Here is a 13,682-nt window from a genome sequence, read left to right on the forward strand (position 1 = left end):
CACAAGAATCATGGCAGTGTGGTGACAAACCGCAAGGTTATCACCAAAACTCACGCAACAGCGCCAGCACAAAGTGCTGCTCTACAAACGCCCCGGAAGAAATAGCGAATTAGCCGACATGTTCCCGTACTTGCACCCAAGCAACCTTGCTCAGGCGCCACTGCCTTCTTCATCAACCAAAGACCGTAGCAATTGGCTCAGTGAAATACCGGAAGGCTGTTCTTTCAAAACTCTAACCAGGTTTTCCTGATCACCAAAACTGATGCGATCATAAAATGGCTCGGGGAGTACCGGCTGAGGGAGACTCTGCGCAAGAGCACTGCTATCACCCGGGGTCATATCTGTGTCGGGTGGCGAAATTTCTTCCGCCAAATGCCTGAGGTGCGCTGCGAGATGTTCACGTTGCTCCCGATTCAGGCCTTCCCAGGCAATAGCACTCAGCCCGGTCTGGATAATCTCAATAGTGTCGTTGTCGGGCGTGCGCCCCAGCAAGGCAAACAGGCGCATAAAAACGTCATAGCGCAGCATAGCGTTATCACTTACCGGCCCAAGCACTGCTTCCAGCTCAGCAACAGCCTTCAGGCAGCGATCCCGGGGGCTGACCGAGGGCTTTGTTACTTCCGGCTTCTGCTCACGGGTCTGCTGACGCTTCGAAACGGAATGCCAATAGGCAGCTATACCCGCTTTGCGCACAGGGAGTTGCGTGAGTCGCACCTCAAGCATGTCCGCCAATGTACCGAACTGTCGGCACGACGGGTCAGACTGTGGCAAGAGTGCAACCGGCTTCTGATTCAATACTGATTGGCGCAGCGTCTCATCGCGCCATATTCCGCCCATGTAATGCAGGGAGCACTCAAGGTGACGACGCGCGGCGGCATCGAGGCGTTGAAACACCGAGCGCGCCTGACTGGCACCCTGCGCCATATTGATCAACACACTGGGCGTTCGTTTATAGCCACGGCGCCTCAATACCTTGATCAGGGAAAAGGCGTCTGTCAGAGAGGCTGGGTCTGGCGTTACCACCACACAGGCCAGTTCCGCAGCTGCAATCATGTGCAAACCAGTCGGCTGAAGACCAGCTGCAGTATCCGTTATCACGCAGTCATAGCGTCGTTCCAGCATTGAAAGCGCACGCAGAATGCGGAAGCTGTCCTCGGGTGCCATATCCATGCATTCCTGGACACCGGACGCCCCGGGCAGGATATGCAAGCCGTAACTCACCTCCAGAAGTATGTCTTCCAGACGGCATTCACCGGCAACCACATGCGCCAGTGTGCGCTCGGGGTACAGCCCCAGCATAATGCTTACATTGGCAAGATCTGTATCACCGTCCAAAAGCAGTACACGTTTATCTTGGCGCGCCAGCGTGAGCGCCAAATTCAGCGCAACAGATGTCTTCCCCACTCCACCCTTGCCGCCAGTTATGGCGATGGTTCTGGGCGGGTTAGCTTTGCGTATTGGTGATTGCTGAGCACTCATGGCGGATGACCTTACATCCTTGCAGGAACAACAAACGGCACATTAACCTGTAAAAATTGTACACACATCACGTTCCAATGAATATACCGATCAAAAAAAGTACAGTTGATGTTTAAACTTCCCGACTTTTTGACTAAGCTCGACTACTAATAAAAATGAACACAGTTTCATAATGTGATTTCAGCGCGCTCTACAGGCAAGCCTATGAATACAGTTCCCGACCTCCAGCTCCCGAGCCTTCCGGAAGTCACCCTGCGCGCGCTTGAAGCCTGCCACCGGGATGACAACTATCGTGCTATCAGCGAAATCGTCGCATCGGATACCGCCTTGGTGGTTCGAATTCTTGCCTTGGCCAATTCCGCTCTCTATGGCCCCACCCCCGGAATACGATCCATTGATCAGGCATTAATGCGCCTTGGAACACGACGCTTCAAAACACTGATACTGACCGTCGCCCTCCGCCAGGTACTTTTTGACTTGGGCGGTGGCGCCTGGCAACAGTTGCGGGATTTCTGGCGACATGCGCTGACTACAGCACTTACGGCTCGTGCTCTGGCAACCCTGACCCGCTATCCGGAAGCCGATGAAGCCTTCATGCTCGGTATGCTTCACAACATCGGCGAACTGATCGCAATAAAGACGCCTGATATGGAGGCGCGGCAAGAATTCATGAATCGTCAGTCCGAGATCGCAGCAGAGCTGGTTACCTCCTGGGGCTTGGGGTCAATGGCAGCAGACGCCATGCGCTATCAACAGGCGTTACCCTCAGAGTTACGGGACGCAGGGCATCTGGTAAAAGTTATCAGCCTATCCACCCGCCTCGCCTTGTCCGATTCTGCCGGCATTGCAGCCGCGGGCACCATGTTCGGACTCAGCGAAGACCTGGTCCGTGAAGTCAACCGGCGCATCAACCTGGACGTTTCCCAAATGGCAGAGTCTATGGGAATTCCGCTAATCAACAGCTACAGCGCCGAGCCCGCATCAAAAAAACTCCGTCAGACCGTATTGCGACAGGCCATTGCGCAGCAAGCTCTTGGCTTTGCAGATTTGGCCGGCACCAGTGGCGCTATTCTTGCGGAAACTGTCAGTAGCCTTACGCTGATTACCGGGCTGCCTGCACTGTGCTTTGGGCTCGACGATGACAGCCTTGTACTTCTGTCAGGCACCGCAGGGGACAACCCGCGCCTGGTTATAAACGCACAAGCCGGTGGCAGTGCCTTGAGTGAGGCTTTTGCATCGAGAACGCAGGTCAGCCTGAGTGGGCGCACGCCAAACGTGCTCGACAACCAGCTTTTATCTCTGCTCAGAACCCCATCACTAACCGCTGTTCCCGTGATTACAGGTAATCGTTGCCCCGGCGTATTTGTGCTGGGCACCGATGGCAAGACACCCGATACATCTGCAGAGCTGGTAAATCTTTTTGTCCAAAAACTTTCCGCGACACTTCAGGACAAGAGCGCTTCCCTGGAGATCAGCACAGAGGAAGCAGACCTGAATCGCCAGATCGCGCTGGAAAAACTGCACAGGCAAGTGCATGAAATCAGCAATCCTCTGACCATCATTCGCCAGTACATCCACCAACTCAAAAGCCGGCTTAGCGATCAGGAAATGCAGGGAGAACTGGATGTCGTGCGGGATGAAATAGATCGGGCAGGCAATTTGCTGCTGCAACTCACCCACACCACAACCCGCGATATTGGCGACGGAGCAGCCGATCTGAACGCAGAGATATCAAGCCTCGCCCGCGTACTGGAAGACAGCCTTTTCAGCGACGGCAACCTGCATTTGAACGTGCTACTGTGTAACACTCAAACGTTAGTTAACGCTGGCCCGCCTGCCATCCGCCAGATCCTTATCAATCTGGTCAGGAATGCTGCTGAAAGCATGTGTGAGACCGGCGGAACCGTTACAATCAAGACTTCGGCCCCGGTTTGGCAAGGGCATAGCAACTGGGTTGAGATGGTAGTGACCGACACGGGTGCCGGCATTCCCGAGAGTTTACGGAAAGCCCTGTTTACACCGGGAAAGACCACAAAAGGAGAAGGCCACAGCGGTTTGGGCCTTAGCATTGTGAAACAACTTGTTGATGACATGGAGGGCATCATTGCTTGTCATACGGGGCAGGAAGGAACCACCTTCCGACTGCTGCTGCCTGCGACTAGCCACGAAGACACCAAGACCGACTGACGAACGATAGCGGATCCAGAGCAATGGCACCTGATCAGCCCAACAAGCATACCTTGCATGGCGCAGCGCGCATTCTGGTGGTTGATGACGAGCCACGCCTGGCAAGCGCTTTGTCTACCCTGCTGCGCAGCTGCGGCTACGATGTAACCGAGGCCCATGGCGGAAAACAGGCCTGCGAACTGGCAGACACCCTTCGCTTTGACCTGGCCCTGCTCGATTTGCGCATGCCAGAAGTAGATGGTTTTGCAGTCATGAGCCACCTGAACAGCCGGCAGCCAGAATGCGCGATTATCGTTATCAGCGGAGAAAGCTCATTCACAGCCGTCAGCCGCGCACTCAGGCGCGGTGCTCTGGACTACGTTCGTAAGCCATTTGATCCTGAAGAACTCATCGCCACAGTAAAAGGCGTTATTGGCAAGCAGTCGCTTCTTAAAGCCCATGAAGACATACAGGTGCGCCTTGAGAAATCTGAAGCACTGCATCGTTACATCGTAAACAGTTCGCCCGATATCGTATTCATGCTGGATGCAAAGGGGCACTTCTGTTTTATTAACAGCAAGGTCGAAAGCCTGCTGGGCTATAAGCCGGCTGAGCTCTGTGGCAAGCACTTCCGGAACATTCTTGATGAGCGCGATCTCGCCAGAGGTGTTTACGCACTCAACGCGCCGGACATCAGCGCAGACAACCCCCGTACTCTTGAGATACGTCTCAAAACACGAGGTAGCCGCCGAGCTACCCGGCATTTCGAGATAACAGCCTTTCCCATTTCACCCCAGGCTTGGACACACAACGGCAGTACCAACGGCGGCGGTAATGGCCAAAACGCCAGCTACTACGGCACTGCACGCGATGTCACTGAACGCAAAGAAGCTGAAGCCTTTATAAATTTCCAGGCCTATCACGACCTGCTCACGCGCTTGCCTAACCGCGCGTTGTTTAAAGATCGTCTGGAGTTAGCCATCACCCATGCACGTCGCGGCCACCAAAAGCTCGCAGTGATGTTTCTTGACCTGGACCGCTTCAAAATCATTAATGATACCCTTGGCCACGCTATGGGTGACCGGCTGCTACAAGCTGTCACCCAACGCTTGGAAGGCTGCCTGCGCAAGGGCGACACCTTGTCTCGCTTTGGCGGCGACGAATTCACCCTGCTTCTTCCATCGGTTCACGGTCACGAAGACGCAAGCCAGATCGCCAGAAAACTCATCAAGACACTCAAAGCGCCTTTCCTGCTGGGCGAGCATGAAGTGTATGTGGGGGTCAGCATTGGCATCGCTATCTATCCGGAAGCAGGCTGCAGCATGGATCAGCTGATCCAGAATGCTGATATCGCCATGTATCACGTCAAGGCCCGGGGCAAAGACAGCTATCGCTTTTACTCCGAGAGCATGAGCATCGACAGTACCCACCGCTTGCTGCTGGAACGGGATCTGCGCATAGCTCTTGAGAAAAAAGAGCTGCGGGTGTTTTACCAGCCCCAGGTTTGTGCCCGCACTGATCAGATCGTTGGGCTCGAGGCTTTGGTACGTTGGCAGCACCCTGAACGTGGCCTGCTCTACCCCCGGGATTTTCTCAGTCTGGCCGAGGAAACCAAGCTCATTGGCCTGCTCAGCGAGCAGGTTCTGGATCAGGCATGCCGGGATGTTGGCCAATGGATCCGCGCCGGGCATAAAGACTTGCGACTGGCCGTAAACCTTTCCCCTATTGAGGTGGAGCATCCCCGGTTTGTTGAAACCTTGATAGAGCGAGTAAACGCTAACCGGTTCCCTCCCGCAAATCTGGAAATCGAAATTACCGAAAACGTGATCATGAACGACCTGGAGCAGATCAGCCAGAAGCTCCGGGAGCTGGCAAATATCGGCGTACGTATCGCAATCGATGATTTTGGCACCGGGTATTCATCACTGAACTACCTGCACAGACTGCCTATCCACACCCTGAAAGTTGATCAATCCTTCGTTAAAGCCATCCGAAGTGGCGTGGACGATGCCTGTATTGTTAACGCTATTGTAGCTATGGCTCACGGGCTCAAGCTGGAAATTGTTGCCGAGGGCGTAGAGACTGAAAAGCAGCTCGATTACCTGCGCGCACTCGGCTGCCATCAGGTACAGGGATTTTTCTACGGCCCCGCACAACCCGCTGCAGAAATCAGCAAGTTGCTGACACACCCAAAAACCGAAATGGCTGCAACCGCCTCAAGCTGATCTGCTCCGAGAACACTGTCTTACAATCCTATACCGAACCTTGAATCTGTTATCAAAGTAGTGCCTCAGGTTAATTTTTGTATCTCGAAATGGGGATTACGGCACATATTTTTTCTACCCTGCTCAATAGACTTGAATCACAAAGACATTGGCTATCGAAACATTCTGACTAGTCAGAATGGCAAAAATTACAATAACGATGGCGGCATTCAAGCTAACAAGAACAGGCAGCAGTTATCATGCGTGACAAGTACCGCTACATAGGCCCCGTGTACGATTTCCTCAGCAATCTTTACAGCGGAAAAAACATTCACCGATGTAAAACCGCGATGCTGGATGTGGAAACAGTGAAGCAAGGCGACCGCATTCTGTTTGCCGGTGTTGGCCATGGCCGGGACGCCATACGTGCAGCAGAACTGGGTGCCGACGTTACGGTTGTTGACTTGTCAGAAACCATGCTGCGCAAGTTCGGAGAAGCACAGGAAAGCGAAGCACCCCACCTCAGCATTCGCCGCATTCACAGCGACATCATGAAAGTGGATGAAGTAGGTCAATACGACATGGTTGTCGCCAACTTTTTCCTCAACGTATTTGACGAAACCATGATGGTGAAGGTTCTGGAACACCTGATTCAACTGGGCAAGGAAGACGCTCACATTGTTGTAGGCGATTTCTGTTACCCAACCGGCAATGTGTTCTCGCGCACCTTCAAAAAGCTGTACTGGTACATGGCCGTGTTTACCTTCTGGCTGTTCGCCAACAATGCCTTCCACAAGATATACAACTACCCGGAGCACATGCGTAGCCTGGGCCTTGAGGTAACGGAGAAAAAGCACTTCAAACTGCTGAACATGGATTGTTACTGGTCAATTCTCGGCCGCAAGCAGGCATAACAGATCATCTGCCAAATAATAAAAACCGGGGAGATTCACATGTCAGATCAAATCCTTGCTCTCGACCAGGCCTCCGAGCTTGAAAGCACCGCTTTTACCTTCAGTGAGCGAGTAGGTTACCTGAAGAGGTTTGGCGGCCATTCCCAATCCTTCTCTACCCTGCAGCCAGGTATGCAATATTTTGATGTACCAGGGATGGGGTATGTGGCCTACATGCGGCAGTGGGGCACCACCATTGTTCTCTCAGACCCAGTCTGCGCCCCGGAAAACTTCGGTGCGGTTCTGGAGCTGTTTCAAAAGCGCTTCCCTAACGCCTCCTATGTACAGGTTTCCAAACCGGTTGTGGACTTCTTGCACCAGCGCTTTGGCTTGTACGGCACACAGTTTGGCAGCGAATCCCGAATCGACCTTGCAAAGTGGTCTCTTAGCGGCAAGAAAAAACAGATTCTGCGCACCGCATTGAACCAGGCTGAAAAAAGCGCCATCACGGTGCAGGAACGGTTCAGCGACGACCACACCCGGGAAATCTCGGAAGCCTGGATTCGTACCCGCAAATGTAAAAGTAACGAAATCCGCTTTCTGATTCGCCCCATGGACATGGAATACCGGGAAAACGAGCGTCGCTTCTATGCGTACCAGGATGGCAAAGCGGTTGGATTTATCTACTTTGATCCGATTTACCGCGACAACGAAATCATCAGTTACGTCCCTAATATTTCCCGCGCAAACGCAGATTTCAAACAGGGCATTTTCTATACTCTGATGGCACACGCCATGGAAGCATTCAAGGCCGAAGGCGTTCCCTATCTGGATTTGGGGCTTATCCCGCTGTCGCTTGACTCAACCACGGAACACCAGGAAGGACGGCTTCTAAAACGCATTTTGCACGGCATCTACAACCGGGGTAATTTCATCTATAACTTCAAGGGACTGGAGTTCACTAAATCACGGTTCCGCGGCGACAACTTCAAGACATACTGCTGCCACAAGCGGAGCATACCAGCACTCGAGTTTCTTGCCATGTTCAAGCTGACCCAAGTGCTATGACTCTGAAGGCCAATTCCCGACAACCTTGGCAGGCTGCAGGCCCATGATTGCCATATAATTGGCAACACCTTCCGGAGCCTTACCGGTGAACAGGGCTGCAGCCACAGGTTCGCCTTTAACGTCACTGGGCGCCGTCGCGGTTAAAGGCTTTTCGGCTTGCGCCAGAAGCCAGGCAACACGGCGCGCAATAGCCTCCCCGGAATCCACCCAGAACTTCACCTCCGGCAGACTTAACCGAAGATTATCCAGCAACAGTGGATAGTGAGTACACCCGAGGACAACGGTATCCACTCCAGCATTTCGCAGGCTCGCAACTGCGCTATCGAGTTCAGCCTGAGGCACAGCTACACCTCTGGCCAAATCCTCCGCCCACTGAACCAGCGCCGGGTGCCCAACACGCTCAACCTCGCAGTGAGAGGCAAATTCCCGCACCAACTCGTCGAGGTAAGGCCGGCGTACCGTTGCAGGGGTGGCCAGAAGCCCAATCCGGTGATTGAGGGTTTGCGCCGCAGCAGGTTTCACCGCTGGCACAACACCCACCACCGGCACAGCTGTTATAGCGCGCAGGTGCGGCAGGGCAACCGTGCTGGCCGTGTTGCAAGCCACCACAATCGCATCACATGGGTATTGTTCCAGTGCTTTTGCAATAAGCGAGCAACAACGCTCAATAACGACAGATTCTGGCTGACCACCGTAGGGAAAGGCGGCGTTATCTGCCAAATATACAATAGATGTCTGCGGCAGCTTTTCATGGACACAGGCTGCAACGCTTAACCCGCCAACGCCTGAATCAAAAACCAGAACCCGCGGTAAGCCACGCTCACTCAAGGCCGGACACTCCACCAGTAATCATTCTTTCCATATCCCGTATCAGTCGCCCGGAAATTGTCGTTTCTGGTGGCACTGGCGGCCTGCTACCAGGTAAAAACCAACCTGCATCAGCAAGCTCATCCTCCTGGAGAACCAGCTCGCCACCAGCATAGTCAGCAAAAAAACCGGCCATCAACTGGTGTGGAAAGGGCCAGGGCTCAGACGCCCGATATTGAATATTAGTCACATCCAACCCGGTTTCTTCTTTTACCTCACGCACAACGGCAGCTTCCAGGCTTTCTCCTGGCTCCACAAAACCTGCTATCAGGCTATAGAAATGGCGCTTCACACGAGAGGACTTGGCCAAAAGGTAGTGGTCCTCTTTGCGAATCACCACAATCACACAGGGCGCAAGCCGCGGATACCAAGGAATGCTGCAGCTATCGCACCACTTTGCCCGTTCCCGGCGATGAAACCCCATGCAGCCACCACAGCGCCCACAATACTGGTGATCCTGAAACCACTGCCAAACCTGAAAGCCGGTGCTGAGCATGGCCGCGGGCACATCGCTGATCATCATCAAGGCATCGCGCAACGAAACAATATCACCGTCAGCACTAACGGATTCCGGTACTTCGGTCACGAAAACTGCACGGCCATCTGCGCTTCCCAAAGATACAAAGCCCGCACTTCCTGCCTGCACAGGCATACTTTCCAACGGCTGCAACCATCCATCGCCCGGCTTGAACACACCGGATCCAGACAGTACCAGTACAAGGTCTCCCCGCTCGGGCTGCCTGGTAGTCCATCCGGGGTTCCACTGAATAGATGATGTCGCCATCTGCTATCGCACCTTATAGTGTTAAACGGGCCAAACAGGAATGTATCACACGTAAGAGAGCTTCAAGAATGAAGCATTGGCTTTCCGGCTCTCACTCAACCAAGTAAACTTGGCGGCTGTTTTTCATCGGAGCGACATTTTATGCGTCTTTACCAGGGTATTCGAAGCCTGATCCTGACACTTTTCCGGAAAATCCTGTTTTTATGGGTTCGGACAGACGTCAGCGGGAACAGCATTGAAGCACTGGGGCTGTCGCCTGAAAAGCCCGTCTGTTATGTACTGCAATACAGCTCGCTATCGAGTCGACTGGTTCTTGAGCAGGAGGTGATACGAGCAAATCTGCCCGGTGCCACTACATCACTTCCGGTAAAAAATGGCCCTTCGCACTCCTTCTTTTTTCTGTACCGTCGAGTTGGCAGATCCTTCCGCAAACGCCAGGCGCCTGTTCCAACCCCTGAATTCCAGGCGCTGGTGCGCTACGGTCTGGAAAACCCGGAGAAGGATGTACAGATTGTTCCTGTATCCCTGTTCTGGGGACGTTCTCCGGACAAAGAAAAGTCCCTGGTGAAACTGCTTTTATCAGACACCTGGTCTGTTGCTGGCCGACTGCAAAAATTCCTGATTATTCTGGTGCATGGTCGTAACACCTATGTTCAGTTCAATAAGCCCTTCCCGCTGAAGCAGATTATTGAAGAGTATCGCCACAGCGAAGAGCGCGCCAACCGCAAGCTTGCCCGTATTTTGCGAACCCACTTCCGCAAGGTTCGACAAGCGGTGTTAGGCCCGGATTTGTCGCACCGGAGAACGCTCGTAGAAGGCTTGGTAAGAACCCAGGCCGTTAAAGAGGCTATCCGGGAGACCGCAGTCAAAGAAGACATAGCGCCAGAAAAAGTACGTGCCCGGGCCTACAAATACGCTGATGAAATTGCCGCCAGCATGTCCATCGTCACCATCCGTATTTTTGAGGTACTACTTGCCTGGCTCTGGAACCGCATTTACAAAGGCATTGCCGTTAACAACATTCGCGTGGCCAAGGAAACTGCTCAGAACAACACGGTCATATACGTGCCCTGCCACCGCTCCCATATCGACTACCTGTTGCTGTCTTACGTGCTCTACAAAAACGGCCTGATGCCCCCGCACATCGCAGCAGGCATCAACCTGAACATGCCGATATTAGGGCCAATCCTGCGCCGGGGCGGGGCCTTCTTCATGCGCAGAAGCTTCCGGGACAACCCGCTTTACAGCACCGTTTTCAACGAATACATGCACGTAATGTTTACCCGTGGCTACTCGGTTGAATATTTTGTAGAAGGCGGCCGCAGCCGCACCGGCCGTATGCTGCAACCCCGCCCGGGCATGCTCGCCATGACAGTGCGCAGCTTCCTGCGCGACCACCGCAAGCCGATTGTTTTCGTTCCTGTGTACATCGGGTATGAAAAGGTCATGGAAGGGCGATCTTACCTGGGCGAACTCCGGGGTAAGAAAAAGCAGAAAGAAAGCGTGTTCGGGCTGGCAAAATCCGCCCGCAACCTTGGTAGCTCCTTCGGCAAAGTTGCACTCAACTTTGGCGAGGCCATACATCTGTCTGAGGTATTGGACGATGTCCGCGACAGCTGGCGCGATGAAGCTTACAGCTCAGAGTATCGTCCTGCCTGGCTCAATGAAGCGGTTGGCGAACTATCACAGCGCGTTGCCTCAAGCATCAACGCATCGGTAGCAGTAAACCCCATTGGCATGATCGCAACCGTATTGCTTGGCGCTGAAAGGCTGGCCATGGATGAAGGCCAGCTTGTTCGCCTGGCGGATCAGTACGGAGACCTTCTCAAGGCTTTCCCCTACGCAGACACTGTAACCTTGCCTGAAGGCTCAGGAAAAGACTGGGTTACCTACTGCGAATCCATGGGGCTGGTCTCACGCCAACCCCAGAAGCTGGGTGACATCATTGGGCTGGAAGGCAGCAATGCCATCCTGATGACCTACTATCGCAACAACATCCAGCACCTTTTTGCCTTGCCTGCACTGGTGGCTAGCCTGTTCGAGAACAAAAGCTCACTTGCACGTGAACGAATCGTCCATCTTGCTGGCGTCGCCTACCCTTATATCCAGTCTGAACTGTTCCTGAAGTACCAACCTGAAGAAGCGGAAGCGGTTATTAACCAGTGGATTGACGTTCTGGTAGAACAGGGCCTGTTGGTTGCCCAGGAGAACGACAGAATCGCGCGCCCCGAAGAAGGCACTGAAGCCATGCTGCGCCTCAGAATACTGTCCAGATTCATCATTCAGACGGTAGAGCGGTACCACATCGCGCTGGGTATATTGCGCAAAAATGGTTCAGGGACGATTACCGCAGCAGAACTGGAAGAGCAGTGCACCTTGCTGGCAGAACGTATGTCTATCTTGTTCGGGCTGAATGCGCCTGAGTTTTTTGACAAGAGCCTGTTCCGGAACTTTATTGCCAACATGCAAAAAAACGGTGTTATCACCACCGATGACAACGAATTGCTATGCTATGGCGAAGGCCTGGATGAAGTGGCGGATGATGCCCGACTGGTACTGAGCGTGGAGAAACGACAGGCCATTCAGCAAGTCACTATGCTAGGCGTGTAACGCCGCCCGGCAACGGCCTCTGGTTAACTGCACTTGCATGCGCACAACCTATCACTAAGCATGTTGCTGCAACTGGAGGCTACAACGGCCGATCTATGCAACATTGCCGCTCCCAAAAAGGCCGCTAATTTGTCGGTTAACAGCGACTTGCTGAACAGAGCTCGTGCTCTGAACATTAACCTACCAGCGCCCCTTCCTGAAGGCGCCATTCAAGCCTCTCATACAGTGCGATATCGTAGCCTTTGGGAAAGAGGAAAAGGACTTCCGCATCTTTTGTCTCGCCTGGATTAATCCATTCCACCGCTTTGACTTTCAACTCGACGCTATAGCGTTGGGTCTTCTTCCCCGTGATCATTTTCGGCATCGTACTTCTCCTGTGGCGGAGTTATCGATGCGTGTCTACTGAAGTGGGGGAAGTCCATGTCGGCCTGCCTTGCCTTGTTATGGGTGTCTTGGCACAATGTACCAATATTTGGTACAGGAGGCTACTCATGGCTAGAAATACCAGCATTACACTTGGCCCTCACTTTGATGAGTTTATTGCGGCCCAAGTGGAGAATGGCCGTTATGGCTCGGCGAGCGAAGTGGTCCGCGCCGGACTGCGCCTGCTTGAAGAAACAGAGAGCAAGCTTGATCGCCTCCGACGCCTCTTGGATGAAGGTGAGCAAAGCGGGATAGCGGATTATTCCCTTGAAAGCATTATTGCAGAACTGGATAACGAAGCTCACTAATGCGTCCTTACCTGCTTACCGCTTCTGCCCGTAAAGATCTTATTAATATTGGCCGCTTTACCACCGAAAAATGGGGAAAGCGGCAACGCGATAAATACCTCAAGCAGTTTGATGATGCATTCAAACTGCTTTCTCGCCAGCCTGAAATAGGCCGCGATGCGGACGATATCAAGCCAGGGTACAAAAAATTCAGCCAGGGTAGCCATGTCATCTTTTACCGGGCTGGCACGGAATCCCATATCGTTGTAATACGGATTCTTCACAACAGCATGGATGTGGAACAGCACCTGTAACCCCATAACGCTGAAGCACAGCGGCGCCAAGTCAGTGGCGTCCGGCGGCCATCGGCCGCAAACTGCTGCGACTTGTTAATTTGTGGGTGTAGCACTGCGCCCGATCCAGTATTCAAACGGCCGAACCAGGCCTGGAATTTTTAAATTTCTCCCACGAAACCCTGCAACTGAAAGGAACACGGTTGCAACGATGCTCAAGCCCATACCAACCAGCATGAGTATATTTTTAAGACCATCGCCTGAAAGGTAAGGGATGCTCGTGCCTGCGTCACGAACCGCAATACGAACCCCAACAGCTAGTGCCGCCAGAAGCATGAGGTAAATAAATGTTGATAGCCAAAGATCCATGAACTTCAGCAGAGTCATCTTGCTATGCGTAAATTCGAAACGACGAGCCAATAGCAGGAAAAGAATAACCAATGGTACATACAGCCAGAAATAGGTATAGAAAATGATCAAGCTGACCAATGGCACCGTGCCAGCGATGATACGTTCTTGAGTGCTTACTTCCATATACCGACAATCTCCTTGAAATTAACAGCTAATTATACGAACGAGTTCGTATATCACTTATTCGTAAAACTCCA

At 53.0% G+C, this 13,682-nt stretch carries 12 protein-coding genes; 8 read left to right on the forward strand and 4 right to left on the reverse strand.

Features of this window, described 5'->3' with window-relative positions; all coding sequences use genetic code 11:
- Positions 1-150: 150 nt before the first annotated feature.
- Positions 151-1,479, reverse strand: a complete 1,329-nt coding sequence (locus RKA07_RS16810; protein WP_310966888.1) for an AAA family ATPase — start codon at positions 1,477-1,479, stop codon at positions 151-153.
- A gap of 204 nt (positions 1,480-1,683) precedes the next feature.
- Between RKA07_RS16810 and RKA07_RS16815 the strand changes: the two genes are divergently transcribed.
- The 4 genes from RKA07_RS16815 to RKA07_RS16830 all read left to right on the forward strand — a co-directional run bounded on the left by RKA07_RS16815 (position 1,684) and on the right by RKA07_RS16830 (position 7,810).
- Complete coding sequence (locus tag RKA07_RS16815; protein ID WP_310966889.1) at positions 1,684-3,666, forward strand: HDOD domain-containing protein; 1,983 nt, start codon at positions 1,684-1,686, stop codon at positions 3,664-3,666.
- 23 nt (positions 3,667-3,689) lie between these two features.
- The gene (locus tag RKA07_RS16820; protein ID WP_310966890.1) at positions 3,690-5,870 is read left to right on the forward strand and encodes an EAL domain-containing protein; all 2,181 of its coding nucleotides are present in this window, start codon (positions 3,690-3,692) and stop codon (positions 5,868-5,870) included.
- Positions 5,871-6,109: 239 nt separating this feature from the next.
- Complete coding sequence (locus tag RKA07_RS16825) at positions 6,110-6,763, forward strand: class I SAM-dependent methyltransferase (protein ID WP_200201875.1); 654 nt, start codon at positions 6,110-6,112, stop codon at positions 6,761-6,763.
- A 39-nt stretch (positions 6,764-6,802) separates the two neighbouring features.
- Complete coding sequence (locus RKA07_RS16830; protein WP_200370124.1) at positions 6,803-7,810, forward strand: DUF2156 domain-containing protein; 1,008 nt, start codon at positions 6,803-6,805, stop codon at positions 7,808-7,810.
- Here the strand turns inward: RKA07_RS16830 and murI are convergent.
- Positions 7,805-8,638 (reverse strand): glutamate racemase, encoded by an 834-nt coding sequence (gene murI, locus RKA07_RS16835; protein WP_310966891.1) that lies wholly within the window; start codon positions 8,636-8,638, stop codon positions 7,805-7,807. The two genes, RKA07_RS16830 and murI, sit on opposite strands and share 6 nt — an antisense overlap.
- Positions 8,631-9,461: an NAD(+) diphosphatase gene (gene nudC, locus RKA07_RS16840; RefSeq protein ID WP_310966892.1), complete on the reverse strand. Its 831-nt coding sequence runs from the start codon at positions 9,459-9,461 to the stop codon at positions 8,631-8,633. The genes murI and nudC overlap by 8 nt, the downstream gene beginning before the upstream one ends.
- Positions 9,462-9,602: 141 nt before the next feature.
- Between nudC and plsB the strand changes: the two genes are divergently transcribed.
- The 4 genes from plsB to RKA07_RS16865 all read left to right on the forward strand — a co-directional run bounded on the left by plsB (position 9,603) and on the right by RKA07_RS16865 (position 13,095).
- Positions 9,603-12,071 (forward strand): glycerol-3-phosphate 1-O-acyltransferase PlsB, encoded by a 2,469-nt coding sequence (plsB, locus tag RKA07_RS16845; protein WP_200201879.1) that lies wholly within the window; start codon positions 9,603-9,605, stop codon positions 12,069-12,071.
- 60 nt (positions 12,072-12,131) lie between these two features.
- A complete protein-coding gene (locus RKA07_RS18000; RefSeq protein WP_435404625.1) occupies positions 12,132-12,362 on the forward strand; it encodes a type II toxin-antitoxin system CcdA family antitoxin in 231 nt (76 codons plus the stop codon).
- Between the two features lie 200 nt (positions 12,363-12,562).
- On the forward strand, positions 12,563-12,802 hold the full coding sequence (locus RKA07_RS16860; RefSeq protein ID WP_200201881.1) for a type II toxin-antitoxin system ParD family antitoxin: 240 nt from the start codon (positions 12,563-12,565) through the stop codon (positions 12,800-12,802).
- Complete coding sequence (locus tag RKA07_RS16865) at positions 12,802-13,095, forward strand: type II toxin-antitoxin system RelE/ParE family toxin (protein WP_200201882.1); 294 nt, start codon at positions 12,802-12,804, stop codon at positions 13,093-13,095. Before RKA07_RS16860 ends, RKA07_RS16865 begins: the two co-directional genes overlap by 1 nt.
- A gap of 75 nt (positions 13,096-13,170) precedes the next feature.
- Here the strand turns inward: RKA07_RS16865 and RKA07_RS16870 are convergent, their stop codons facing one another.
- Positions 13,171-13,608 (reverse strand): hypothetical protein, encoded by a 438-nt coding sequence (locus RKA07_RS16870; protein ID WP_310966893.1) that lies wholly within the window; start codon positions 13,606-13,608, stop codon positions 13,171-13,173.
- Between the last annotated feature and the right edge of the window lie 74 nt (positions 13,609-13,682).

Origin of the sequence: Marinobacter xiaoshiensis (assembly GCF_031631795.1) — a bacterium.
GTDB classification, from domain to species: Bacteria; Pseudomonadota; Gammaproteobacteria; order Pseudomonadales; family Oleiphilaceae; genus Marinobacter; species Marinobacter xiaoshiensis.